The organism is Burkholderia sp. B21-005, assembly GCF_020843965.1.
Taxonomy (GTDB): domain Bacteria; phylum Pseudomonadota; class Gammaproteobacteria; order Burkholderiales; family Burkholderiaceae; genus Burkholderia; species Burkholderia ambifaria.
Genome location: NZ_CP086301.1, coordinates 287,472 through 311,675, shown reverse-complemented (window position 1 = coordinate 311,675; position 24,204 = coordinate 287,472). Strand labels below are relative to the sequence as shown.

Annotated in this window: 21 protein-coding genes and 1 tRNA gene; all 22 read right to left on the bottom strand. The window is 61.1% G+C overall.

Features of this window, described 5'->3' with window-relative positions; translation table 11 throughout:
• Window positions 1–3 precede the first annotated feature (3 nt).
• Window positions 4–333 carry a 50S ribosomal protein L22 gene (rplV, locus tag LMA02_RS01395; RefSeq protein WP_004199272.1) on the bottom strand — a complete coding sequence of 110 codons (330 nt, stop codon included), beginning with the start codon at window positions 331–333 and terminating at the stop codon, window positions 4–6.
• 12 nt (window positions 334–345) lie between these two features.
• Window positions 346–621, bottom strand: coding sequence for a 30S ribosomal protein S19 (rpsS, locus tag LMA02_RS01390; protein ID WP_004199273.1), 276 nt, complete (start codon window positions 619–621; stop codon window positions 346–348).
• 10 nt (window positions 622–631) lie between these two features.
• The gene (rplB, locus tag LMA02_RS01385) at window positions 632–1,459 is read right to left on the bottom strand and encodes a 50S ribosomal protein L2 (protein ID WP_006482900.1); all 828 of its coding nucleotides are present in this window, start codon (window positions 1,457–1,459) and stop codon (window positions 632–634) included.
• A 2-nt stretch (window positions 1,460–1,461) separates the two neighbouring features.
• Window positions 1,462–1,776, bottom strand: coding sequence for a 50S ribosomal protein L23 (gene rplW, locus LMA02_RS01380; RefSeq protein WP_004199275.1), 315 nt, complete (start codon window positions 1,774–1,776; stop codon window positions 1,462–1,464).
• On the bottom strand, window positions 1,773–2,393 hold the full coding sequence (gene rplD, locus LMA02_RS01375; RefSeq protein ID WP_006477192.1) for a 50S ribosomal protein L4: 621 nt from the start codon (window positions 2,391–2,393) through the stop codon (window positions 1,773–1,775). The genes rplW and rplD overlap by 4 nt, the downstream gene beginning before the upstream one ends.
• Entirely contained in the window at window positions 2,393–3,043 is a 651-nt protein-coding gene (rplC, locus tag LMA02_RS01370) for a 50S ribosomal protein L3 (protein WP_006752926.1), read from the bottom strand. Before rplC ends, rplD begins: the two co-directional genes overlap by 1 nt.
• A gap of 177 nt (window positions 3,044–3,220) precedes the next feature.
• A complete protein-coding gene (gene rpsJ / locus LMA02_RS01365) occupies window positions 3,221–3,532 on the bottom strand; it encodes a 30S ribosomal protein S10 (RefSeq protein ID WP_004199280.1) in 312 nt (103 codons plus the stop codon).
• A 285-nt stretch (window positions 3,533–3,817) separates the two neighbouring features.
• Entirely contained in the window at window positions 3,818–5,008 is a 1,191-nt protein-coding gene (gene tuf, locus LMA02_RS01360; RefSeq protein WP_011350666.1) for an elongation factor Tu, read from the bottom strand.
• Between the two features lie 39 nt (window positions 5,009–5,047).
• On the bottom strand, window positions 5,048–7,150 hold the full coding sequence (gene fusA, locus LMA02_RS01355; RefSeq protein ID WP_011655759.1) for an elongation factor G: 2,103 nt from the start codon (window positions 7,148–7,150) through the stop codon (window positions 5,048–5,050).
• Window positions 7,151–7,273: 123 nt separating this feature from the next.
• Window positions 7,274–7,744, bottom strand: a complete 471-nt coding sequence (gene rpsG, locus LMA02_RS01350; protein WP_006477195.1) for a 30S ribosomal protein S7 — start codon at window positions 7,742–7,744, stop codon at window positions 7,274–7,276.
• Window positions 7,745–7,916: 172 nt separating this feature from the next.
• Window positions 7,917–8,297 (bottom strand): 30S ribosomal protein S12, encoded by a 381-nt coding sequence (gene rpsL / locus LMA02_RS01345; protein ID WP_006400662.1) that lies wholly within the window; start codon window positions 8,295–8,297, stop codon window positions 7,917–7,919.
• Window positions 8,298–8,525: 228 nt separating this feature from the next.
• Window positions 8,526–10,373, bottom strand: coding sequence for a DNA helicase RecQ (gene recQ / locus LMA02_RS01340; protein ID WP_228906554.1), 1,848 nt, complete (start codon window positions 10,371–10,373; stop codon window positions 8,526–8,528).
• A 241-nt stretch (window positions 10,374–10,614) separates the two neighbouring features.
• Window positions 10,615–14,856: a DNA-directed RNA polymerase subunit beta' gene (gene rpoC / locus LMA02_RS01335; RefSeq protein WP_105834653.1), complete on the bottom strand. Its 4,242-nt coding sequence runs from the start codon at window positions 14,854–14,856 to the stop codon at window positions 10,615–10,617.
• Window positions 14,857–14,877: 21 nt separating this feature from the next.
• Window positions 14,878–18,984, bottom strand: a complete 4,107-nt coding sequence (rpoB, locus tag LMA02_RS01330; protein WP_105834654.1) for a DNA-directed RNA polymerase subunit beta — start codon at window positions 18,982–18,984, stop codon at window positions 14,878–14,880.
• A 377-nt stretch (window positions 18,985–19,361) separates the two neighbouring features.
• Window positions 19,362–19,736 carry a 50S ribosomal protein L7/L12 gene (gene rplL, locus LMA02_RS01325; protein ID WP_006759674.1) on the bottom strand — a complete coding sequence of 125 codons (375 nt, stop codon included), beginning with the start codon at window positions 19,734–19,736 and terminating at the stop codon, window positions 19,362–19,364.
• 63 nt (window positions 19,737–19,799) lie between these two features.
• A complete protein-coding gene (gene rplJ, locus LMA02_RS01320; protein ID WP_006753593.1) occupies window positions 19,800–20,297 on the bottom strand; it encodes a 50S ribosomal protein L10 in 498 nt (165 codons plus the stop codon).
• Window positions 20,298–20,605: 308 nt separating this feature from the next.
• Window positions 20,606–21,304, bottom strand: coding sequence for a 50S ribosomal protein L1 (gene rplA, locus LMA02_RS01315; RefSeq protein WP_006759673.1), 699 nt, complete (start codon window positions 21,302–21,304; stop codon window positions 20,606–20,608).
• On the bottom strand, window positions 21,305–21,736 hold the full coding sequence (gene rplK, locus LMA02_RS01310; RefSeq protein ID WP_006753591.1) for a 50S ribosomal protein L11: 432 nt from the start codon (window positions 21,734–21,736) through the stop codon (window positions 21,305–21,307).
• A 139-nt stretch (window positions 21,737–21,875) separates the two neighbouring features.
• Window positions 21,876–22,433, bottom strand: coding sequence for a transcription termination/antitermination protein NusG (nusG, locus tag LMA02_RS01305; protein ID WP_006400672.1), 558 nt, complete (start codon window positions 22,431–22,433; stop codon window positions 21,876–21,878).
• A 1-nt stretch (window position 22,434) separates the two neighbouring features.
• Complete coding sequence (secE, locus tag LMA02_RS01300) at window positions 22,435–22,815, bottom strand: preprotein translocase subunit SecE (RefSeq protein WP_006753590.1); 381 nt, start codon at window positions 22,813–22,815, stop codon at window positions 22,435–22,437.
• A gap of 43 nt (window positions 22,816–22,858) precedes the next feature.
• Window positions 22,859–22,934: transfer RNA gene (locus LMA02_RS01295), tRNA-Trp, on the bottom strand.
• Window positions 22,935–22,993: 59 nt separating this feature from the next.
• Complete coding sequence (gene tuf / locus LMA02_RS01290; protein ID WP_011350666.1) at window positions 22,994–24,184, bottom strand: elongation factor Tu; 1,191 nt, start codon at window positions 24,182–24,184, stop codon at window positions 22,994–22,996.
• Window positions 24,185–24,204: the final 20 nt, after the last annotated feature.

Genomic DNA, 24,204 nt, shown 5'->3' with positions numbered 1-24,204 from the left:
TCCTTAATTCCCGACCGTCACAGTGATGTGACAGGATTGCTTCTCGATGCGGTTACCGCGGCCCTTGGCGCGCGCGGTGAAACGCTTGAGCGATGCAGCCTTGTCGACGTAGATGCTCTTGATCTTGAGCTCGTCGATATCAGCGCCTTCGTTGTGCTCCGCATTCGCGATTGCCGACAGCACAACCTTCTTCACGATGCCAGCCGCCTTCTTCGGCGAGAACGTCAGGACGTTCAGCGCCTTGTCGACCGGCAAACCGCGGATCTGGTCAGCCACAAGGCGCGTTTTTTGCGCCGAGATGCGGGCACCGCGATGAATTGCTTTCACTTCCATCTTGATTGCCCCTTATTTCTTGGCCTTCTTGTCGGCCGCGTGACCCTTGAACGTACGGGTCAGTGCGAACTCGCCAAGCTTGTGGCCGACCATGTTTTCCGAGATGTACACCGGAACGTGTTGACGGCCGTTGTGAACAGCGATCGTCAGGCCGATGAAATCCGGCAGAATCGTCGAGCGACGCGACCAGGTCTTGATCGGCTTTTTGTCGCGCGAAGCTGCAGCCGCCTCAACTTTCTTCAGCAAATGGGCGTCGCAGAACGGACCTTTTTTTACAGAACGTGCCATTGCCTACTCCTTAACGCTTGTGACGGCGCTGAACGATCATCGTCGTCGTGCGCTTGTTGCTGCGGGTGCGATAACCCTTAGCCGGCGTACCCCACGGGCTCACCGGGTCGCGACCTGCAGCCGTCTTGCCCTCACCACCACCGTGCGGGTGATCAACCGGGTTCATCGCAACGCCACGCACCGTCGGGCGGATACCGCGCCAGCGGTTCGCGCCAGCCTTGCCGATCTGGCGCAGGCTATGCTCTTCGTTGCCGACTTCACCGATCGTTGCACGGCACTCGATGTGCACGCGGCGGATTTCGCCCGAACGCAGACGAACCTGCGCGTAGACGCCTTCGCGTGCCAGCAGCATGGCCGACGTGCCAGCCGAACGCGCCATTTGCGCGCCCTTGCCCGGCAGCATCTCGATGCAGTGGATCGTCGTACCGACCGGAATGTTGCGGATCGGCAGCGTGTTGCCTGCACGGATCGGCGCTTCCGAACCCGACATCAGCTGTTGGCCGACGGTCAGGCCCTTCGGGGCAATGATGTAGCGACGCTCGCCGTCTGCGTAGAGCACCAGCGCGATGTTCGCGCTACGGTTCGGGTCGTACTCGAGACGCTCGACCTTTGCCGGGATGCCATCCTTCGTGCGACGGAAATCGACGATACGATAGTGCTGCTTGTGACCACCACCCTTGTGACGCGTGGTGATACGGCCGTTGTTGTTACGGCCGGCGGTCGAGCTCTGCGAGTCGAGCAGTGCCGCGAACGGCTTGCCCTGGTGCAGATTCTTGTTGACCACCTTGACCATCGCGCGGCGACCCGGCGAAGTCGGTTTAACTTTCACGATTGCCATGATTACTTGGCCTCCGCTTCAAAGTTGATTTCCTGGCCGGGCTTCAGGCAAACGTACGCCTTCTTCACGTCCTTGCGGCGACCCATCGAACGGCCGAAACGCTTTTGCTTGCCCTTCTGGACCAGCACGTTGACCGAATCAACTTCAACCTTGAACAGCAGCTCGACAGCCGCCTTCACTTCCTGCTTCGTGGCATCCGGTGCGACTTCGAACACGACTTGCTCGTTCTTGTCGGCAACCAGCGTCGCCTTTTCCGAGATCACCGGTGCGAGCAGGACCTGCATCAAACGATGATCGTTTTTGCGAATCTCGCTCATGACAGCAACTCCTCGATCTGGGCGACCGCAGCCTTCGTGACCAGCACTTTCTTGAAGTAGATCAGCGACAGCGGGTCAGCGTAGCGCGGCTCGACAATCGCCACGTGCGGCAGGTTGCGCGAAGCCAGGTACAGGTTCTCGTCGACCGTATCCGTAATGATCAGCACGGAGTCGAGACCCATGGTCTTGAATTTGTCAGCCAGCAGCTTGGTCTTCGGCGCTTCGAGGATGATGTCCTCGACGACCGACAGACGGCCTTCACGGGCCAGCTGCGAGAAGATCGAGCAGAGACCTGCGCGATGCATCTTCTTGTTGACCTTGTGCGAGAAGTTTTCTTCCGGCGAGTTCGGGAAGATGCGACCACCGCCACGCCACAGCGGGCTCGACGACATACCGGCACGAGCGCGGCCCGTACCCTTCTGACGCCACGGCTTCTTGGTGGTGTGCTTGACTTGCTCACGGTCCTTCTGTGCGCGGTTACCCTGGCGAGCATTCGCCTGGTACGCGACGACGACCTGGTGGATCAGCGCTTCGTTGTAGTCACGACCGAACACGACGTCCGACGCGTTGACCACTGCACCTTCCTGACCATTTTCGTTCAGGAGCTTGAGTTCCATTATTTCGCCCCCTTGGTCTTGACGGCCGGCGTCACGAAAACCTTGCCGCCCTTCGCGCCCGGAATCGCGCCCTTGACGAGCAGCAGCTTGCGCTCTGCGTCGATACGAGCGATTTCGAGGTTCTGCACCGTCACCGTAACGTCACCGAGGTGACCCGTCATGCGCTTACCCGGGAAAACACGACCCGGATCCTGCGCCATACCGATCGAGCCCGGCACATTGTGCGAGCGCGAGTTACCGTGCGTGGCACGGCCGGAGGAGAAGTTGTAACGCTTGATCGTACCGGCGTAGCCCTTACCGATCGACACGCCTTGCACGTCGACCTTCTGGCCTACTTCGAAAAGATCAGCACCGACCACGGCGCCATTCGACAGCTCAGCTGCCTTGGCCGCGTCAATGCGGAATTCCTTGAGGATTTCACCGGCTTCTACACCGGCTTTGGCGAGATGACCTGCCAGCGGCTTCGTCACGCGCGATGCGCGGCGGGAGCCGAATGCAACCTGCACGGCCGTGTAGCCGTCGGTTTCAACAGTCTTGATCTGCGTCACGCGGTTGTCCGACACGTCCAGCACGGTGACGGGAATCGAATCCCCTTCAGCCGTGAAGATACGGGTCATGCCAACCTTGCGACCTACGAGTCCAAGGCTCATCATTTTCTCCATTCCCGACTGCGATTGGTCGGGGCTGATTTACAAAATGCCGGGCACGCAAGGCCCAACTTTTTTATGCGAATACGCGAAAAGCCAAGCATTATAGCCCGACCTCTCGATTTCCGCAAGCAATCAAAGACTTAGCGCCACCCGACAAGCCGGTTGGCGCTGAAAGCCTTACTGCAGCTTGATTTCCACGTCGACGCCAGCCGGCAGATCGAGCTTCATCAGCGCGTCAACCGTCTTGTCGGTCGGATCGACGATGTCCATCAGGCGCTGGTGGGTACGGATTTCGAGCTGATCGCGCGACGTCTTGTTGACGTGCGGCGAACGCAGGATGTCAAAACGCTGGATGCGCGTCGGCAGCGGCACCGGGCCACGGACGATTGCACCAGTCCGCTTCGCGGTATCGACGATCTCGGCAGCCGATTGATCGATCAAACGGTAGTCGAAAGCCTTCAGGCGAATGCGGATTTTCTGTTGCTGCATGACGATTCCTTGAAAAGAGCGAGGCGATGTTGCATCGCCGGACACTAAAAGAACGCGAAACCTGTTGCCTGCGGGGAGCGAGGCGACACGTCCCGAACGGTACTTCCACTGCTAAGCCCGCGATTCTACACGAAAATTCGGAGCGGTGGTGGGCGTTGTCAATACAGCGACGCACGCACCACAAAGACAAAACCGGGTGCCAGATCAAACTGGACACCCGGTTTCGACGGTACAACTGCCTACCGTGGAATCGCGGACCCCGGAGGGATCCGCGGATCGTCGATATTACTCGATGATCTTGGCGACGACGCCGGCGCCGACGGTACGGCCACCTTCGCGGATTGCGAAGCGCAGACCTTCTTCCATCGCGATCGGAGCGATCAGCTTCACCGTGATCGACACGTTGTCGCCCGGCATCACCATTTCCTTGTCCTTCGGCAGCTCGATCGAGCCCGTCACGTCCGTCGTACGGAAGTAGAACTGCGGACGGTAGTTGTTGAAGAACGGCGTGTGACGGCCGCCTTCGTCCTTGCTCAGCACGTACACTTCAGCCGTGAAGTGCGTGTGCGGCGTGATCGAACCCGGCTTCGCCAGAACCTGGCCACGCTCCACGTCTTCACGCTTCGTGCCGCGCAGCAGGATACCAACGTTGTCGCCTGCTTGACCTTGGTCCAGCAGCTTGCGGAACATTTCAACGCCCGTGCAGGTCGTCTTCACCGTCGGCTTGATACCGACGATTTCGATTTCTTCGCCGACCTTCACGATGCCGCGCTCGACACGACCCGTCACAACCGTACCACGGCCCGAGATCGAGAACACGTCTTCCACCGGCATCAGGAACGCGCCGTCAACTGCACGCTCCGGCGTCGGGATGTACGTGTCCAGTGCGTCTGCCAAGCTCATGATCGCCACTTCGCCCAGCTCGCCCGTGTCGCCTTCCAGCGCCAGCTTTGCCGAACCCTTCACGATCGGCGTGTCGTCGCCCGGGAAGTCGTACTTCGACAGGAGTTCGCGAACTTCCATCTCGACCAGCTCGAGCAGTTCAGCGTCGTCCACCATGTCGCACTTGTTCAGGAACACGATGATGTACGGAACGCCAACCTGACGCGCCAGCAGGATGTGCTCACGCGTTTGCGGCATCGGGCCGTCTGCTGCCGAGCAAACCAGGATCGCGCCGTCCATCTGCGCCGCGCCCGTGATCATGTTCTTCACATAGTCAGCGTGGCCCGGGCAGTCGACGTGTGCGTAGTGGCGGTTAGCCGTTTCGTACTCGACGTGTGCCGTGTTGATCGTGATGCCGCGCGCCTTTTCTTCCGGTGCCGCGTCGATCTGGTCGTATGCCTTCGCTTCGCCGCCGAACTTCTTCGTCAGAACCGTCGTGATCGCTGCCGTCAGCGTCGTCTTGCCGTGGTCAACGTGACCAATCGTACCAACGTTCACGTGCGGCTTCGTCCGCTCGAATTTACCTTTTGCCATGATTCTCTTCTTTCAAAAATAATCGATTGTGATAACGAATTACTTCGTCTTCGCGCTGATGATCGCTTCTGCAACGTTCTTCGGAGCTTCAGCGTAGTGCTTGAACTCCATCGTGTACGTTGCGCGACCCTGCGTCAGCGAACGCAGCGACGTCGAGTAGCCGAACATTTCCGACAGCGGCACTTCGGCGCGCACGATCTTGCCGCCGCCTACCATGTCATCCATGCCCTGGATGATGCCGCGACGACCCGACAGGTCACCCATCACGTTACCCATGAAGTCTTCCGGCGTTTCCACTTCCACGGCCATCATCGGCTCGAGCAGAACCGGATCCGCACGACGCATCGCTTCCTTGAACGCCATCGAACCGGCCATGCGGAACGCATTTTCGTTCGAGTCGACGTCGTGGTACGAACCGAACGTCAGCGTGACCTTCACGTCGACAACCGGGAAGCCTGCCAGCACGCCGCTCTTCAGCGTTTCCTGGATACCCTTGTCAACCGACGGGATGTATTCGCGCGGAATCACGCCGCCCTTGATCGCGTCGACGAACTCGTAGCCCTTGCCCAGTTCGCTGCGCTCGAGCGTAATGACCGCATGGCCATACTGACCACGACCACCCGACTGCTTGACGAACTTGCCTTCGACGTCCGCGGCCGACTTGCGAATGGTTTCGCGGTAGGCCACCTGCGGCTTGCCGACGGTTGCTTCCACGCCGAATTCACGCTTCATCCGGTCGACCAGAATTTCGAGGTGGAGCTCGCCCATGCCCGAAATGATGGTTTGACCCGACTCTTCGTCGGTCTGCACGCGGAACGACGGATCTTCCTGAGCGAGACGGTTGAGCGCCAGGCCCATCTTCTCCTGGTCAGCCTTCGTCTTCGGCTCGACGGCCTGCGAAATCACCGGCTCCGGGAAAATCATGCGTTCGAGCACGATCGGATGTGCCGGATCGCACAACGTGTCGCCCGTGGTCGCTTCCTTCAGGCCGACCGCAGCAGCGATGTCGCCTGCGCGAACTTCCTTGATTTCTTCACGCTGGTTCGCGTGCATCTGCAGAATACGGCCGAGACGCTCTTTCTTGTCCTTGGTCGCATTGAGCAGCGTGTCGCCCGAATTGACGACGCCCGAGTAGACGCGGAAGAAGATCAGCTGGCCGACGAACGGGTCGGTCATGATCTTGAACGCGAGTGCCGCGAACTTCTCGTCGTCGGACGCACGGCGCTCCGTCTTCTCGCCATTTTCGAGTTCACCCGTAACCGGCGGGATGTCGACCGGCGACGGCAGGAAATCGATCACGGCGTCGAGCATGCGCTGCACGCCCTTGTTCTTGAACGCGGTACCGCACAGCATCGGCTGAATTTCGCACGCGATCGTACGGTCACGCAGACCCTTCACGATCTCGGCTTCGGACAGCTCGCCCGCTTCGAGGTACTTGTTCATCAGGTCTTCGTTCGACTCGGCAGCCGCTTCGACCATCTTTTCGCGCCATTCGTTGCACGTGTCGACGAGTTCCGCCGGGATGTCCACGTAGTCGAACTTGGTACCTTGCGATGCCTCGTCCCAAATGATCGCCTTCATCTTGATCAGGTCGACGACACCCTTGAAACCTTCTTCCGCACCGATCGGCACCACGACCGGAACCGGGTTCGCCTTCAGGCGCAGACGGAGCTGGTCGTAGACCTTGAAGAAGTTCGCGCCGGTACGGTCCATCTTGTTGACGAACGCGAGACGGGGAACCTTGTACTTGTTGGCCTGGCGCCACACCGTTTCCGACTGCGGCTGCACGCCGCCCACTGCGCAGTACACCATGCACGCGCCGTCGAGCACGCGCATCGAACGCTCCACTTCAATCGTGAAGTCGACGTGGCCCGGGGTGTCGATGATGTTGATGCGGTGTTCCGGATAGTTGCCGCCCATGCCCTTCCAGAAGGCCGTGGTAGCAGCGGACGTGATCGTGATGCCACGCTCCTGTTCCTGCTCCATCCAGTCCATCGTGGCTGCGCCGTCGTGGACTTCACCGATCTTGTGGTTCACACCGGTGTAAAACAGAATGCGCTCGGTCGTCGTCGTTTTGCCGGCGTCGATGTGAGCGCTAATACCGATATTTCGGTAGCGCTCGATAGGAGTCTTGCGAGCCACTTTGATCCTCTACTGGGATGACATGATGCAGCCCTGCTGCATCATGCTTCAACACAAACGGGCGAGGCGCCTGAAAAGCGCACCCGCCCGGAATTTATTTCCGCTAACAGCCCTGACAGGCGCTTAGAAACGGAAATGCGAGAACGCGCGGTTGGCTTCTGCCATGCGGTGAACTTCGTCGCGCTTCTTCATCGCGCCGCCACGGCCTTCGGCCGCTTCGGAGAGTTCACCTGCCAGGCGCAGAGCCATCGACTTCTCGCTGCGCTTCTTCGCAGCCTCGCGCAGCCAGCGCATCGCCAATGCCATACGACGCGACGGGCGCACTTCGACCGGAACCTGATAGTTGGCACCACCAACGCGGCGGCTCTTCACTTCGACCACCGGCTTCACGTTGTTGAGCGCAACCGTGAACACTTCCAGCGGGTCCTTGCCACCCTTGGTCTGGATTTGTTCGAATGCGCCATAAACGATGCGCTCTGCGACCGACTTCTTGCCGGACAGCATCAGCATGTTCATGAACTTGGCTACATCAACGTTGCCGAACTTCGGATCCGGCAACACTTCCCGCTTGGGGACTTCGCGACGACGCGGCATGATTCTTCCTTTACCTGTTCAGTTGGAGCTGTATCCAGCCCCGCGGCCACCAACAAACCCGATCACATCTTCACGACTAACCAGCTTGGCCGGGTGACCACTTACTCGACAGCACCGGCAATCCGGCACTCCCGCCTTGACCGCCCTTGGGCGATCCCTGATCAAAAACTGCTTACTTGGCAGCCTTTGCACGCTTCGCGCCGTACTTCGAGCGCGCTTGCTTACGGTCCTTGACGCCCTGGGTATCCAGCGAGCCGCGAACCATGTGGTAACGCACACCCGGCAAGTCCTTCACACGGCCGCCGCGGATCAGCACAACCGAGTGCTCCTGCAGGTTGTGGCCTTCACCGCCGATGTACGAAATCACTTCGAAGCCGTTCGTCAGACGAACCTTGGCGACCTTACGGAGTGCCGAGTTCGGCTTCTTCGGCGTCGTCGTGTACACACGGGTGCACACGCCGCGACGCTGGGGGCAGTCCTGCAGGGCCGGGCTCTTGCTCTTCGTCGTTTCCGACTGACGGCCTTTGCGAACCAGTTGGTTGATGGTTGGCATTGTTTATTCCTGAAATTGAACAAAATCTGCACATCGATTTCGGGCAAAGCGAGAATCGACGCACAGTTGACTTCCGACACCGGCGATACGGACACGAACGTTGGAACGCGACGTGACCTGCCGAATACCGGAACCCAACATCATATTCCGGAAATACCAACTAAGTCAACGGCTTGCGTGATTTGCCGGCCGCGCGAGCGGTTTACCGGAAGGGTCGGAACGCCTGTGTCATGCCGACTCGACGACGTCGATGAGCTCGTCGCCGAAGCGCTCGAGCTTGCGCACGCCCATGCCGGGGATATGGCGCAGGTCCTCGATGGTCTCGGGCGCATTTCGCGCGATTTCGGCGAGCGTGGCGTCGTGGAAGATCACATAGGCCGGCACACCGTCGGACTTCGCGGTTTCCGCGCGCCACGCACGCAACGCATCCCAGCGGGCCCGCTCGCGCGCGCCCATGCCGGCCGTCGGGTCGACACGCGTGCCGCCGCGGCTGGACGACTGGCGCGTGCGCTGCGGCTTCACATAGCGACGCAGCGTGACCTTCTCCTCATTCTTCAGCACCGGCTTCGCGGCCTCGGTCAACATGAGCGCGCCGAATCCGCCATGGTCGACCGCCAGATAGCCGTATGCGACGAGCTGCCGGAAAATCGCGCGCCACTCGGGCTCGGACAGCGACGCGCCGATCCCGAACGTACTGAGCTGGTCGTGACCGCGCTGCAGCACCTTCTCGGTGCGGCCACCGCGCAGGATCTCGATCAGATGGCTCGAGCCGAAATTGAAGCCACTCGCGCGCTGTGCGCGGAACACGCACGACAGCGCCATCTGCGCCTCGCGCGTCGCATCCCACGAATCGGGCGGCTCGAGGCAGGTGTCGCAGTTGCCGCACGGCTGGCTCGCCTCGCCGAAGTAGTTCAGCAATCGCACGCGGCGGCACGAGATCGTCTCGCACAGCCCGAGCAGCGCGTCGAGCTTCGACGTCTGGACGCGCTTGTGCGCGTCGTCCGCATCCGACTCGTCGATCATCTTGCGCTGCTGGACGACGTCGCCGAGGCCATACGCCATCCACGCGTTCGCCGGCATCCCGTCGCGGCCCGCACGGCCCGTTTCCTGGTAATAGCCTTCGACGCTCTTGGGCAAATCGAGGTGCGCGACGAAGCGCACGTCCGGCTTGTCGATGCCCATGCCGAACGCGATGGTCGCGCACATCACGACGCCTTCCTCGCGCTGGAACATTTCCTGGTGCTTCTGCCGCACCTCGAACTCCATCCCCGCGTGGTACGGCAGCGCACGCACTCCCTGCGCCTTCAGCCATTCGGCCGTTTCCTCGACCTTGCGGCGCGACAGGCAGTAGACGACGCCCGCGTCGGTCGTGCCGTCCGCGTTCGTATGCTCCGCGCGGATGAAGTCGAGCAGCTGCGAGCGCGCGTTGTCCTTCTCGACGATCCGGTAGCGGATGTTCGGGCGATCGAAGCTCGACACGAATACGCGTGCATCGTCGAGCGCGAGGCGATGGATGATCTCGTCGCGCGTGATCGCGTCGGCGGTGGCCGTCAGCGCGATACGCGGCACCGACGGGAAGCGCTCGTGCAACACCGACAGCTGAATGTATTCGGGACGGAAGTCGTGACCCCACTGCGACACGCAGTGTGCCTCATCGATTGCGAACAGGCCGATCCTCGCGCGTTCGAGCAGCTCGAGGAAGCGCCCCGTCATCAGCCGCTCGGGCGCCACGTACAGCAGATCGATCTCGCCTTCGCGCAGCGCGCGCTCGGTCGCCGCGGCTTCGGCGCCCGACAGCGTCGAGTTCAGATACGCCGCGCGCACGCCGACTTCGCTGAGCGCGGCGACCTGGTCCTGCATCAGCGCGATCAGCGGCGACACGACGATGCCCGCGCCCTGCCCCGCCTCGCGGCGCAGCAGCGCCGGAATCTGGTAGCACAGCGACTTGCCGCCGCCGGTCGGCATCAGCACGAGGCAATCGCCGCCGCCGGCGACGTGCTCGACGATTTCGCCCTGCTGGCCGCGAAATGCGGAATAACCAAAGACTTCGTCGAGGATTTCGAGGGCGCGGGACATGAATGAGAAGGAGGACGGCGGAACGATGACCGCAATTTTAACAACCCGCTCGCGCAGCGCGCGGCGAATCGTGCAACGTTGGCCCATCGGACAGGGTTCGTGCGCGCGCATGACGGGCCTGCGCAGCCGTGCGGCAAGCCCGTCATGCACGTGAACGACGGATAAAAAAAACCGCCCGGCGGACCGGGCGGCTTCGATGACAGCGAATACAGCAACGTAAGGCGGCTCGCGCCGCCCGTGCTTACTCGGCTGCCGGGTGTTGCGGCTCTTCCGCCGGCGCGCTCGGCGTACCGAAGTCGAATGCCTCTTCCGCAGCGATCTGGTCGAAACGCTCGCGGTCGGACATCTCCTTCGCCTTGCGCGCCTTGTGGAACGCGAGACCCGTACCGGCCGGAATCAGACGGCCGACGATCACGTTTTCCTTCAGGCCACGCAGATCGTCGCGCTTGCCCATGATCGCCGCTTCGGTCAGCACGCGGGTCGTTTCCTGGAACGATGCCGCCGAGATGAACGAGTCGGTCGACAGCGACGCCTTCGTGATACCGAGGAGCACGTTGTCGTACGAAGCCGGGCGCTTGTCCTCGGCGATCATGCGATCGTTCTCGTCCAGCATGTCGGAACGCTCGACCTGTTCGCCCGGGATGAAGCGCGTATCACCGTTGTCGGTGATCTGCACACGACGCAGCATCTGGCGAACGATCACCTCGATGTGCTTGTCGTTGATCTTCACGCCCTGCAGACGATACACGTCCTGCACTTCGTCGACGATGTAGCGCGACAGCGCCTCGATACCCTGCAGACGCAGGATGTCGTGCGGATCGGCCGGGCCGTCCACGATCATTTCGCCCTTGTTGACGACCTGAGCATCGTGGACCAGCACCTGCTTTTCCTTCGCGATCAGGAACTCGTGCTGATTGCCTTCGAGGTCCGTGATGACGAGACGCTGCTTGCCCTTCGTGTCCTTGCCGAACGACGTCGTACCGGTGACTTCCGCGAGAATGCCGGCATCCTTCGGCGAACGCGCTTCGAACAGTTCCGCCACCCGCGGCAGACCGCCGGTAATGTCACGCGTCTTCTGCGCTTCGGTCGGGATACGTGCAAGCACTTCACCCACCTGCACTTGCTGGCCGTCCTTCACGGTGATCAGTGCGCCGACCTGGAAGCCGATCTGCACTGCGTGTTCCGTGCCCGGGATCTTCACTTCCTCGCCGTTTGCGTCGAGCAGTTTCACCTGCGGACGCACGCTCTTCGAAGCTTGCGAACCACGACGCTTCACGTCGATCACGACCAGCGTCGACAGGCCGGTCACGTCGTCGATCTGCTTCGCGACGGTCACGCCTTCCTCGACGTTCTCGAACTTCACCGTACCACCGTACTCGGTGATGATCGGACGCGTCATCGGATCCCACGTCGCCAGCTGCGTGCCGGCCTTGATCGCCGCGCCGTCGAGCTGCAACAGCGTCGCGCCGTACGGGATTTTGTGACGTTCACGCTCGCGGCCGATATCGTCGGTGATCAGCGCCTCGCCCGAACGCGAAATGACGATCTGCTCGCCCTTCGCGTTGGTGACGTAACGCATCGTGGCCGTGAAGCGCACGATACCGTTGCTCTTCGCTTCGACCGACGACGCCACTGCCGCACGCGATGCCGCACCACCGATGTGGAACGTACGCATCGTCAGCTGCGTGCCCGGTTCACCGATCGACTGTGCCGCGATCACGCCGACTGCTTCGCCGACGTTCACGAGCGAGCCGCGGCCCAGGTCACGGCCGTAGCAGGCCGCGCACAGACCGTAACGCGTTTCGCAGGTCAGCGGCGTGCGCACGCGCACTTCGTCGATGCCGAGGCGTTCGATTTCCTCGACCGCCGTTTCGTCGAGCAGCGTGCCCGATTCGTACAGCGTTTCCTGCGTTTCCGGGTTCACGACGTCCGCGACCGCGACGCGGCCGAGGATACGGTCGCGCAGCGCTTCGACGACTTCACCGCCTTCGACCAGCGCCTTCATCGCCACGCCGTTCGACGTGCCGCAATCGTCCTCGACCACCACCAGATCCTGCGTGACGTCGACGAGACGACGCGTCAGGTAACCCGAGTTCGCGGTCTTCAGTGCCGTATCAGCCAGACCCTTACGTGCACCGTGGGTCGAGATGAAGTACTGCAACACGTTCAGGCCTTCGCGGAAGTTCGCGGTAATCGGCGTCTCGATAATCGAGCCGTCCGGCTTCGCCATCAGGCCTCGCATACCGGCCAGCTGACGAATCTGCACCGCCGAACCCCGGGCGCCCGAGTCGGCCATCATGTAGATCGAGTTGAACGACTCCTGGCGCGTCTCGTTGCCGTCGCGGTCCGTCACCGGCTCCGTCGACAGCTGCTCCATCATCGCCTTGCCGACCGCTTCCGACGTTGCCGACCAGATGTCGACCACGTTGTTGTAGCGTTCCTGCGCGGTGACGAGACCCGACATGTACTGGCGGTCGTACTCCTTCACCTTCTTCGCGGCGTCACCGACGATCGTTTCCTTCTGCGGCGGCACGAGCATGTCGTCCACGCAGATCGAAATACCGGCACGCGTCGCGAGACGGAAACCCGACTGCATCAGCTGGTCGGCGAACACGACCGTCGCACGCAGACCGCACTTGCGGAATGCGGTGTTGATCAGGCGCGAGATTTCCTTCTTCTTCAGCGGCTTGTTCAGCACCGAGAACGGCAGGCCGTGCGGCAGGATCTCCGACAGGATCGCGCGACCGACGGTCGTCGCGTACAGCGAGATCTTCGGCACGAATTGCGGCGCGCCTTCCGACGTGTCCTCGTTGCGAACCATTTCGGTGATCCGCACGTTGACGCGCGACGCCAGCTCGACTTCCTTGTTCTCGTACGCGCGGATCACTTCCGACACGCCGGTGAACGACAGGCCTTCGCCCTTGGCGTTGATCGCTTCGCGGGTCGCGTAGTACAGACCCAGCACGATATCCTGCGACGGCACGATCGACGGATCGCCGTTGGCCGGGAACAGCACGTTGTTCGACGCCAGCATCAGCGTACGCGCTTCCATCTGCGCTTCGAGCGACAGCGGCACGTGAACGGCCATCTGGTCACCGTCGAAGTCGGCGTTGAACGCCGCGCAGACGAGCGGGTGCAGCTGGATCGCCTTGCCTTCGATCAGCACGGGTTCGAACGCCTGGATACCGAGACGGTGCAGCGTCGGCGCACGGTTCAGCATCACCGGGTGCTCGCGGATCACCTCTTCGAGGATGTCCCACACCACCGGCGTCTGGTTCTCGACTTCCTTCTTCGCAGCCTTGATGGTCGTCGCGACGCCCATCACTTCCAGCTTGTTGAAGATGAACGGCTTGAACAGTTCGAGCGCCATCAACTTCGGCAGACCGCACTGGTGCAGCTTCAGCGTCGGACCGACCACGATGACCGAACGGCCCGAGTAGTCGACGCGCTTGCCCAACAGGTTCTGACGGAAACGACCGCCCTTACCCTTGATCATGTCGGCGAGCGACTTCAGCGGACGCTTGTTCGCGCCCGTCATCGCCTTGCCGCGACGACCGTTGTCGAGCAGCGAGTCGACGGCTTCCTGCAGCATCCGCTTTTCGTTGCGGACGATGATTTCAGGTGCCTTCAGCTCGAGCAGACGCTTCAACCGGTTGTTACGGTTGATCACGCGGCGATACAGGTCGTTCAGGTCCGACGTCGCGAAACGGCCACCGTCCAGCGGCACGAGCGGACGCAGTTCCGGCGGCAGCACCGGCAGCACTTCGAGGATCATCCACTCGGGCTTGATGCCCGAGCGCTGGAATGCCTCGAGGACCTTCAGGCGCTTCGCGTACTTCTTGATCTTCGCTTCCGAGCCGGTGTTCTTCAGCTCGGTGCGCAGCGTCTCGACCTGCTCGTCGATGTTGATCGCGCGCAGCAGTTCACGCACGCCTTCCGCGCCCATCTCGGCACGGAATTCGTCGCCGTATTCCTCGACCTTGTTGTAGTAATCCTCTTCGGTCATGATCTGCCGCGCCTTCAGCGGCGTCATGCCCGGTTCGATCACCACGTACGCTTCGAAATACAGCACGCGTTCGATGTCGCGCAGCGTCATGTCGAGCACCATGCCCAGACGCGACGGCAGCGACTTCAGGAACCAGATGTGCGCGACCGGCGAGGCCAGCTCAATGTGGCCCATGCGTTCGCGACGCACCTTCGCCAGCGTCACTTCGACGCCGCACTTCTCGCAGATCACGCCGCGGTGCTTCAGACGCTTGTACTTGCCGCACAGGCACTCGTAGTCCTTGATCGGCCCGAAGATCTTCGCGCAGAACAGACCATCGCGTTCCGGCTTGAACGTACGGTAGTTGATGGTCTCCGGCTTCTTCACTTCGCCGAACGACCACGAACGGATCTTGTCCGGCGAGGCCAGACCGATCTTGATCGCGTCGAAAACTTCTTCCTGTTGGACTTGCTTGAATAGATCGAGCAGAGCTTTCATTGCCTTCTCTCCGTAGTCCGATTAATTGCGGTCGAGATCGATATCGATACCGAGCGAGCGGATTTCCTTCACGAGCACGTTGAAGGATTCCGGCATGCCTGCATCGATGACGTGATCACCCTTGACCAGGTTCTCATAGACCTTGGTCCGGCCGTTCACGTCGTCCGACTTCACCGTCAGCATTTCCTGCAGCACGTAGGACGCGCCGTACGCTTCGAGTGCCCACACTTCCATTTCACCGAAACGCTGGCCACCGAACTGCGCCTTACCACCCAGCGGCTGCTGCGTCACGAGCGAGTACGGGCCGGTCGAACGCGCGTGCATCTTGTCGTCGACCAAGTGGTGCAGCTTCAGGTAGTGCATGTAGCCAAGCGTCACGCGACGTTCGAACATTTCACCCGTGCGGCCGTCGTACAGACGGACCTGGTTCTTCGACGGGTTCATGCCGAGCTGTTCGGCGATGTCGTCCGGGAACGCGAGGTCGAGCATCTTGCCCATTTCTTCCTCGGTCGCACCGTCGAACACCGGCGTCGCGAACGGCACGCCTTCGCGCAGGTTCTTCGCGAGTTCGAGGATCTCGTCGTCGGTGAAGCTTTCCAGATCTTCCTTGCGACCCGAGTCGTTGTAGATCTTCGTCAGGAACGAACGCATTTCCTCGATCTTCGCCTGGCGCTGCAGCATTTCGCCGATACGCCAGCCGAGGCCCTTCGCGGCCCAGCCGAGGTGCACTTCCAGAACCTGACCCACGTTCATCCGCGACGGCACGCCGAGCGGGTTCAGCACGACGTCAGCCGGACGGCCATCGGCCATGTACGGCATGTCTTCGATCGGGACGATCTTCGACACGACACCCTTGTTACCGTGACGGCCTGCCATCTTGTCGCCAGGCTGCAGACGGCGCTTCACCGCGAGGTACACCTTGACCATCTTCAGCACGCCCGGCGGCAGTTCGTCGCCTTGCGTGAGCTTCTTGCGCTTCTCTTCGAACGCGAGGTCGAACTGGTGACGCTTTTCTTCGATCGAGTTCTTGATCGCTTCGAGCTGCGCCGCTGCTTCGTCGTCCGCCAGGCGGATGTCGAACCAGTGGTAGTGGTCGAGGTCTTCCAGGTAAGCCTGGTCGATCTTCGTACCCTTCGCGAGCTTCTTCGGGCCGCCGTTCGCGACCTTGCCCACGAGCATGCGCGCGAGACGCTGGAACGCGTCGCCTTCCACGATGCGCAGCTGGTCGTTCAGGTCGAGACGGTAGCGCTTCAGTTCGTCGTCGATGATCTGTTGCGCACGCTTGTCGCGCTGGATGCCTTCACGCGTGAACACCTGGACGTCGATCACGGTACCGCTCATGCCCGACGGCACGCGCAGCGACGTGTCCTTCACGTCCGATGCCTTCTCGCCGAAGATCGCGCGCAGCAGCTTCTCTTCCGGCGTCAGCTGGGTCTCGCCCTTCGGCGTGACCTTGCCGACCAGCACGTCGCCCGCTTCGACTTCCGCACCGATGTACACGATGCCCGATTCGTCGAGACGGCCGAGCTGGACTTCCGCCAGGTTCGAGATGTCGCGCGTGATTTCTTCCGGCCCGAGCTTCGTGTCGCGTGCAACGACGTTCAGCTCTTCGATGTGGATCGACGTGTAGCGATCGTCGGCGACCACCTTCTCCGAGATCAGGATCGAATCCTCGAAGTTGTAGCCGTTCCACGGCATGAACGCGATCAGCATGTTCTGGCCGAGCGCGAGCTCGCCCAGGTCCGTCGAGGCGCCGTCGGCCAGCACGTCGCCGCGCGAGACCTTGTCGCCCATCTTCACGATCGGACGCTGGTTGATGTTCGTGTTCTGGTTCGAACGCGTGTACTTGATCAGGTTGTAGATGTCGACACCGACTTCACCCGCGACGGCTTCGTCATCGTTCACGCGAATCACGATACGGCCTGCGTCGACATAGTCGACGACGCCGCCACGGAACGCCTGAACCGTCGTACCCGAGTCGACCGCACAGGTGCGCTCGATGCCCGTACCGACGACCGGCTTCTCCGGACGCAGACACGGCACGGCCTGACGCTGCATGTTCGAACCCATCAGTGCACGGTTCGCATCGTCGTGTTCGAGGAACGGGATCAGCGATGCTGCAACCGACACGATCTGCGACGGCGCGACGTCCATGTACTGGATACGGTCCGGCGTGACCATCATCGTTTCGCCGGCTTCACGCGACGACACGAGTTCGTCGACCAGCTGGCCGTTCTCGTCGATCGCGGCGTTCGCCTGAGCGATCATGTAGCGGCCTTCCTCGATCGCCGACAGGTAATCGATCTGGTCGGTCACCTTGCTGTCCACGACCTTGCGGTACGGCGTCTCGAGGAAGCCGTACTCGTTCAGGTGCGCGTACAGTGCGAGCGAGTTGATCAGGCCGATGTTCGGACCTTCCGGCGTTTCGATCGGGCACACGCGGCCATAGTGGGTCGGGTGCACGTCACGAACTTCGAAGCCTGCGCGTTCGCGCGTCAGACCGCCCGGGCCCAGTGCGGAAACACGGCGCTTGTGCGTGATTTCCGACAGCGGGTTGGTCTGGTCCATGAACTGCGACAGCTGCGACGAACCGAAGAACTCGCGAATCGCCGACGAAATCGGCTTCGAGTTGATCAGGTCGTGCGGCATCAGGTTTTCGCTTTCGGCCTGGCCGAGGCGTTCCTTGACCGCGCGCTCGACACGCACGAGACCCGCGCGGAACTGGTTTTCCGCCAGTTCGCCGACACAACGCACGCGGCGGTTGCCGAGGTGGTCGATGTCGTCCACTTCGCCCTTGCCGTTGCGCAGCTCGACGAGGATCTTGATCGTCGCGAGGATGTCGTCGTCCTGCAGCGTCATCGGGCCGGTGATCTCGTCACGGCTGACGCGGCGGTTGAACTTCATACGGCCGACCTTCGACAGGTCGTACGCTTCTTCGCTGTAGAACAGACGGTTGAACAGCGCCTCGACCGCTTCTTCGGTCGGCGGCTCGCCCGGACGCATCATGCGGTAGATCGCAATGCGCGCGGCCGTCTTGTCGGTCGTTTCGTCGACACGCAGGGTCGACGAGATGTACGGACCCTGGTCCAGATCGTTCGTGTAGAGCGTCTGGATTTCCTTGATGCCCGCTTCGCGCAGCTTCTCGAGCACGCTTTCCGTGACTTCGTCGTTCGCGCTCGCGATCACTTCGCCGGTGTCGCCGTCGACGACGTTCTTCGCCAGCACGCGGCCGAGCAGATAGTCTTCCGGCACCGAGATGAACTTGGTCTTCGCGGCTTCGAGGTCGCGAATGTGCTTCGCGTTGATCCGCTTGTCCTTCTGGACGATGACCTTGCCGTCGCGATCCGTGATGTCGAAGCGCGCGACTTCACCACGCAGGCGCTCGGGCACGAACTCGAGTTGCGCGCCTTCGTCCATCAGCGTGAAGTTGTCGAACACGAAGAAGTTCGCGAGGATCTGTTCCGGCGTGAGGCCGATGGCCTTCAGCAGGATCGTGACCGGCATCTTGCGGCGACGGTCGACGCGGAAGTACAGGATGTCCTTCGGATCGAATTCGAAGTCGAGCCACGAGCCGCGGTACGGAATGATCCGTGCCGAGAACAGCAGCTTGCCCGAGCTGTGCGTCTTGCCCTTGTCGTGTTCGAAGAACACGCCCGGCGAACGGTGCAGCTGCGAGACGATGACACGCTCGGTGCCGTTGATGACGAACGAGCCCGTCGGCGTCATGAGCGGAATTTCGCCCATGTACACTTCCTGCTCCTTCACTTCCTTGACGACCGGCTTGTTCGGCGATTCCTTGTCGAGGATGACGAGGCGGACCTTCGCGCGCAGCGCGGAGCAGTACGTCAGGCCCCGCTGCTGGCATTCCTTGATGTTGAATGCCGGCGAGGACAGCGCATAGCTCACGAACTCGAGGCGCGCGAAACCGTTGTGCGAAACAATGGGAAATACCGATGTGAAGGCGGCCTGCAAACCTTCAGGCTTGCGTTGCGTGCCCGGCACATCGGCTTGCAGAAACGTGCTGAATGATTCAAGCTGGGTAGCCAGCAAGAACGGAACTTGGTGAACGATGGGGCGCTTCGCGAAACTCTTGCGAATGCGCTTCTTCTCGGTGAAGGAATATTGCATACGATCTCCGAATCACGGCGGGTGCTGTCGAGGCGGGATACCTGGACGTTTCTAACCCGAGTGTTCACCGACTGAGACCCGATGGCCGCCCGATGGCTTGAACGAGCCGAGAAGCTTGGTGGTTGGCCGCTACCAACCGCTGGCTGACGGCAGCGGATGCCTGTGTTGCCCGCTACCCGACCAAACTTGCCTTCTGCAGTCGCTTCAGAAGACAAAGAGAAACGCCAATCGTGACCATTGACAACGATTTGGCGGTTTTCTTTGGCTTCTGGGGCCGATTATTCGGGCTCCCAAAAGAGTGCCAGAATAACGTCCCCACAAAGCACAAAAAGGCCGGCGGTGAAAATACCGCCAGCCTTCGCACAGCGCGTCGAAACTTACTTGACTTCGACCTTCGCGCCCGCGTCTTCCAGCTTCTTCTTGGCTTCGTCAGCAGCAGCCTTGTCGACGCCTTCCTTGACAGCCTTCGGTGCGCCGTCAACGACGTCCTTCGCTTCCTTCAGGCCCAGGCCCGTCAGTTCGCGAACTGCCTTGATGACTGCAACCTTGTTGCTGCCTGCTTCAGTCAGGACGACCGTGAATTCGGTCTTCTCTTCTGCAGCAGCAGCAGCGCCGCCGCCTGCCGGGCCAGCGACTGCCACTGCAGCTGCCGACACGCCAAACTTCTCTTCGAATGCCTTGACCAGTTCGTTCAGTTCCAGAACGGTCATCCCTTCGACTGCTGCCAGGATGTCTTCTTTTGCGATTGCCATTTGAAATACTCCTAAATTGAATTCGAATACAGCCAGCGATCAGTGACGCTGATGCATGTTCGCTTACGCAGCTTCCGCTTGCTTCTTCTCGGCCAGCGCGGCGAGAGCACGCGCGAAGCCCGAAACAGGCGACTGCATAACGAACAGCAGCTTCGAGAGCAGTTCTTCACGGCTCGGGATGCTTGCCAGCGCTTGCACGCCAGCCTTGTCCATCACCTTGCCATCGAACGAACCAGCCTTGATGACCAACTTGTCATTGCCCTTGCTGAAGTCGTTGACGACCTTAGCAGCGGCAATTGCATCTTCAGAGATGCCGTAGATCAACGGACCAGTCATCTGCTCTGCCAGCGGAGCAAACGGCGTACCTTCAACAGCGCGACGCGCCAGCGTGTTCTTCAACACGCGCAGGTACACCTGCTTCTCACGCGCTTGCGCGCGCAGCTTGGTCAGATCGCCAACCGCAATTCCACGATACTCAGCCAGCACAACGGTCTGGGCCTTCGCGACTTGCGCGGCAACCTCAGCGACGACGGCTTGCTTGTCTTCTCTATTAAGCGGCACGGTTAGCCTCCAGAAACGATACGTTCGGTGCGGCCGGCATGGCCGAAACCTCACGCACCTCGTTCAACAACGGCGTCCGACCTCGTTAGGAGTATTTCCACCTCACGCCGTGAATCGCTTCACGACCTGCGGCTTCACCACTGCAAAACTTTTTCGGGTTCGCCATCTGCGTTGGCTTGAATTAAGGGATCGCCTGCCTGCTGCGCCCCACCAACGGTCTTTGATAACCGGTTGCCCGCCCTACTGCACGAACAACCGCCCAAAGCCCATGTAGGCCGCTTCGCGAACGAAGCGGCCCGAATACTTGCTTACTGTGCTGCCAGCGTAGCTTGGTCGACACGCAGGCCAACGCCCATCGTGCTCGACAGTGCGACCTTGCGCAGGTAGACACCCTTGCTCGTTGCCGGCTTCGCCTTCTGCAGCGCTTCGATCAGTGCCGACAGGTTTGAGCGCAGTGCAGCTGCTTCGAACGATGCACGGCCGATGGTCGCGTGGATGATACCGGCCTTGTCGACACGGAATTGCACCTGACCAGCCTTCGCGTTCTTGACTGCCGTCGCGACGTCCGGCGTGACCGTGCCGACCTTCGGGTTCGGCATCAGGCCGCGCGGGCCGAGGATCTGACCGAGCGTACCGACGATACGCATCGTGTCCGGCGAAGCGATCACGATGTCGAAGTCCATCTGGCCAGCCTTGATCTGCTCAGCCAGGTCTTCCATACCGACGATTTCCGCGCCTGCTGCACGAGCCTGCTCGGCCTTCTCGCCTTGCGCGAACACGGCAACGCGAACCGACTTGCCCGTACCTGCCGGCAGAACGACCGAACCACGAACGACCTGGTCCGACTTCTTCGCATCGATGCCGAGCTGAACTGCGACGTCGATCGATTCGTCGAACTTCGCGCTCGCGCATTCCTTCACGAGTGCCAGTGCGTCTTCGATCGCATACAGCTTCTGACGGTCGACCTTGGCGGCAAATGCCTGACGGCGCTTGGAGATCTTAGCCATTTACACGCCCTCCACAGTGATGCCCATCGAGCGTGCGCTACCAGCGATGGTGCGAACGGCTGCGTCCAGATCAGCTGCCGTAAGGTCCGGCATCTTGGTCTTCGCGATTTCTTCGGCTTGAGCGCGCGTGATCGAACCGACCTTGTCGGTGTGCGGCTTGCTCGAGCCCTTGTCCACCTTCGCCGCCTTCTTGATCAGGACGGTCGCCGGCGGCGTCTTCATCACGAACGTGAAGCTCTTGTCAGCGAATGCCGTGATGACCACCGGCACCGGCAGACCCGGCTCCATACCTTGAGTCTGCGCGTTGAACGCCTTGCAGAACTCCATGATGTTCAGGCCGCGCTGGCCCAGTGCCGGACCGACCGGCGGCGACGGGTTGGCTTTACCTGCAGGAATCTGCAGCTTGATAAAGCCAACAATCTTCTTTGCCATTTGTAAACCTCGTTGGAACGCCAGGCGGCGTTCGGTGAGTGATAACGCGCGTTCGCCGCTGGCTACTGACGCTCCTCAACGGCCATAACGCGGGCCGTAAGCGCGAAGGTGGGCAGCCGAGGCTGCCCACCGAATGGGATCAAACTTTTTCGACCTGACCGAACTCGAGTTCGACCGGGGTGGAGCGGCCAAAGATGGTGACCGACACACGCACGCGCGATTTTTCGTAGTTGACTTCTTCGACCGTGCCGTTGAAGTCCGTGAACGGGCCTTCCTTGACACGCACCATCTCGCCAACTTCGAACAGGGTTTTCGGGCGCGGCTTCTCGACGCCTTCCTGCATCTGCGACATGATCTTTTCGACTTCCTTCGGGGAAATCGGGGTCGGGCGGTTACGCGCACCGCCGACGAAACCCGTGACCTTCGCCGTATTCTTCACGAGGTGCCACGTTTCGTCCGTCATTTCCATTTCCACCAGCACGTAGCCAGGGAAGAAACGACGCTCGGTCACAGCCTTGTGGCCGCCTTTGACTTCGACCACTTCTTCGGTCGGAACCAGGATCTGGCCGAATTTGTCCTGCATGCCAGCACGTTCGATGCGCTCTTGAAGCGCGCGTTGCACGCTCTTCTCCATACCGGAGTAGGCGTGCACGACGTACCAACGCTTTCCGCTCGGGGATGCCGGAGTATCGCTCATATCATTTCCATCCCAGAATCGCCGAGAAAATCACCCACTCGATCGATTTGTCGCTCAACCAGAGAAAAATCGCCATCACGAGCACGAAACCGAACACGACGAGCGTGGTTTGCGTGGCTTCCTTGCGGGTGGGCCAAACGACCTTGCGGACTTCCTTGTACGAATCCTTGGCAAACGCGATAAGGCCCTTGCCAGGTGCGGACATCAGGCCGACGGCCACGCCGGCGATGATACCTACCGCCAATGCGGCACCGCGGACATACCACTGCTGGTTGGCCAGCCAGAAGAAGCCCACGAATCCGGCCAAGACCAACAATACGCCCAGGGCCAGCATCAGCTTATCGCCGGAGGTATTTACAGTTTCGACGGATGGATTCGCCATAACACCTTAAAACAAATGCCACGTGGGACCACGTGGCGATTTTTGGCAGGGGCAGAGGGAATCGAACCCCCAACCTTCGGTTTTGGAGACCGACGCTCTGCCAGTTGAGCTATACCCCTAAACCATGCTGGGGCCGGCTGTTGCCAGCCCCAAAACTGTCGATCAACGAATAACTGGCTTACTCGATGATCTTGGCGACGACGCCGGCGCCGACGGTACGGCCACCTTCGCGGATTGCGAAGCGCAGACCTTCTTCCATCGCGATCGGAGCGATCAGCTTCACCGTGATCGACACGTTGTCGCCCGGCATCACCATTTCCTTGTCCTTCGGCAGCTCGATCGAGCCCGTCACGTCCGTCGTACGGAAGTAGAACTGCGGACGGTAGTTGTTGAAGAACGGCGTGTGACGGCCGCCTTCGTCCTTGCTCAGCACGTACACTTCAGCCGTGAAGTGCGTGTGCGGCGTGATCGAACCCGGCTTCGCCAGAACCTGGCCACGCTCCACGTCTTCACGCTTCGTGCCGCGCAGCAGGATACCAACGTTGTCGCCTGCTTGACCTTGGTCCAGCAGCTTGCGGAACATTTCAACGCCCGTGCAGGTCGTCTTCACCGTCGGCTTGATACCGACGATTTCGATTTCTTCGCCGACCTTCACGATGCCGCGCTCGACACGACCCGTCACAACCGTACCACGGCCCGAGATCGAGAACACGTCTTCCACCGGCATCAGGAACGCGCCGTCAACTGCACGCTCCGGCGTCGGGATGTACGTGTCCAGTGCGTCTGCCAAGCTCATGATCGCCACTTCGCCCAGCTCGCCCGTGTCGCCTTCCAGCGCCAGCTTTGCCGAACCCTTCACGATCGGCGTGTCGTCGCCCGGGAAGTCGTACTTCGACAGGAGTTCGCGAACTTCCATCTCGACCAGCTCGAGCAGTTCAGCGTCGTCCACCATGTCGCACTTGTTCAGGAACACGATGATGTACGGAACGCCAACCTGACGCGCCAGCAGGATGTGCTCACGCGTTTGCGGCATCGGGCCGTCTGCTGCCGAGCACACCAGGATCGCGCCGTCCATCTGCGCTGCGCCCGTGATCATGTTCTTCACATAGTCAGCGTGGCCCGGGCAGTCGACGTGTGCGTAGTGGCGGTTAGCCGTTTCGTACTCGACGTGTGCCGTGTTGATCGTGATGCCGCGCGCCTTTTCTTCCGGTGCCGCGTCGATCTGGTCGTACGCCTTCGCTTCGCCACCAAACTTCTTCGTCAGAACCGTCGTGATCGCTGCCGTCAGCGTCGTCTTGCCGTGGTCAACGTGACCAATCGTACCAACGTTCACGTGCGGCTTCGTCCGCTCAAATTTACCCTTGGCCATTTTCGACTCCCAAAAGGAAT

Coding starts and splice junctions, on each gene's coding strand:
- rplV (WP_004199272.1), bottom strand. CDS start 333: ATGGAAGTGAAAGCAATTCATCGCGGTGCCCGCATCTCGGCGCAAAAA.
- rpsS (WP_004199273.1), bottom strand. CDS start 621: ATGGCACGTTCTGTAAAAAAAGGTCCGTTCTGCGACGCCCATTTGCTG.
- rplB (WP_006482900.1), bottom strand. CDS start 1,459: ATGGCAATCGTGAAAGTTAAACCGACTTCGCCGGGTCGCCGCGCGATG.
- rplW (WP_004199275.1), bottom strand. CDS start 1,776: ATGAGCGAGATTCGCAAAAACGATCATCGTTTGATGCAGGTCCTGCTC.
- rplD (WP_006477192.1), bottom strand. CDS start 2,393: ATGGAACTCAAGCTCCTGAACGAAAATGGTCAGGAAGGTGCAGTGGTC.
- rplC (WP_006752926.1), bottom strand. CDS start 3,043: ATGAGCCTTGGACTCGTAGGTCGCAAGGTTGGCATGACCCGTATCTTC.
- rpsJ (WP_004199280.1), bottom strand. CDS start 3,532: ATGCAGCAACAGAAAATCCGCATTCGCCTGAAGGCTTTCGACTACCGT.
- tuf (WP_011350666.1), bottom strand. CDS start 5,008: ATGGCAAAAGGTAAATTCGAGCGGACGAAGCCGCACGTGAACGTTGGT.
- rpsG (WP_006477195.1), bottom strand. CDS start 7,744: ATGCCGCGTCGTCGCGAAGTCCCCAAGCGGGAAGTGTTGCCGGATCCG.
- rpsL (WP_006400662.1), bottom strand. CDS start 8,297: ATGCCAACCATCAACCAACTGGTTCGCAAAGGCCGTCAGTCGGAAACG.
- recQ (WP_228906554.1), bottom strand. CDS start 10,373: ATGTCCCGCGCCCTCGAAATCCTCGACGAAGTCTTTGGTTATTCCGCA.
- rpoC (WP_105834653.1), bottom strand. CDS start 14,856: ATGAAAGCTCTGCTCGATCTATTCAAGCAAGTCCAACAGGAAGAAGTT.
- rpoB (WP_105834654.1), bottom strand. CDS start 18,984: ATGCAATATTCCTTCACCGAGAAGAAGCGCATTCGCAAGAGTTTCGCG.
- rplL (WP_006759674.1), bottom strand. CDS start 19,736: ATGGCAATCGCAAAAGAAGACATCCTGGCAGCAGTCGAAGGGATGACC.
- rplA (WP_006759673.1), bottom strand. CDS start 21,304: ATGGCTAAGATCTCCAAGCGCCGTCAGGCATTTGCCGCCAAGGTCGAC.
- rplK (WP_006753591.1), bottom strand. CDS start 21,736: ATGGCAAAGAAGATTGTTGGCTTTATCAAGCTGCAGATTCCTGCAGGT.
- nusG (WP_006400672.1), bottom strand. CDS start 22,433: ATGAGCGATACTCCGGCATCCCCGAGCGGAAAGCGTTGGTACGTCGTG.
- secE (WP_006753590.1), bottom strand. CDS start 22,815: ATGGCGAATCCATCCGTCGAAACTGTAAATACCTCCGGCGATAAGCTG.
- tuf (WP_011350666.1), bottom strand. CDS start 24,184: ATGGCCAAGGGTAAATTTGAGCGGACGAAGCCGCACGTGAACGTTGGT.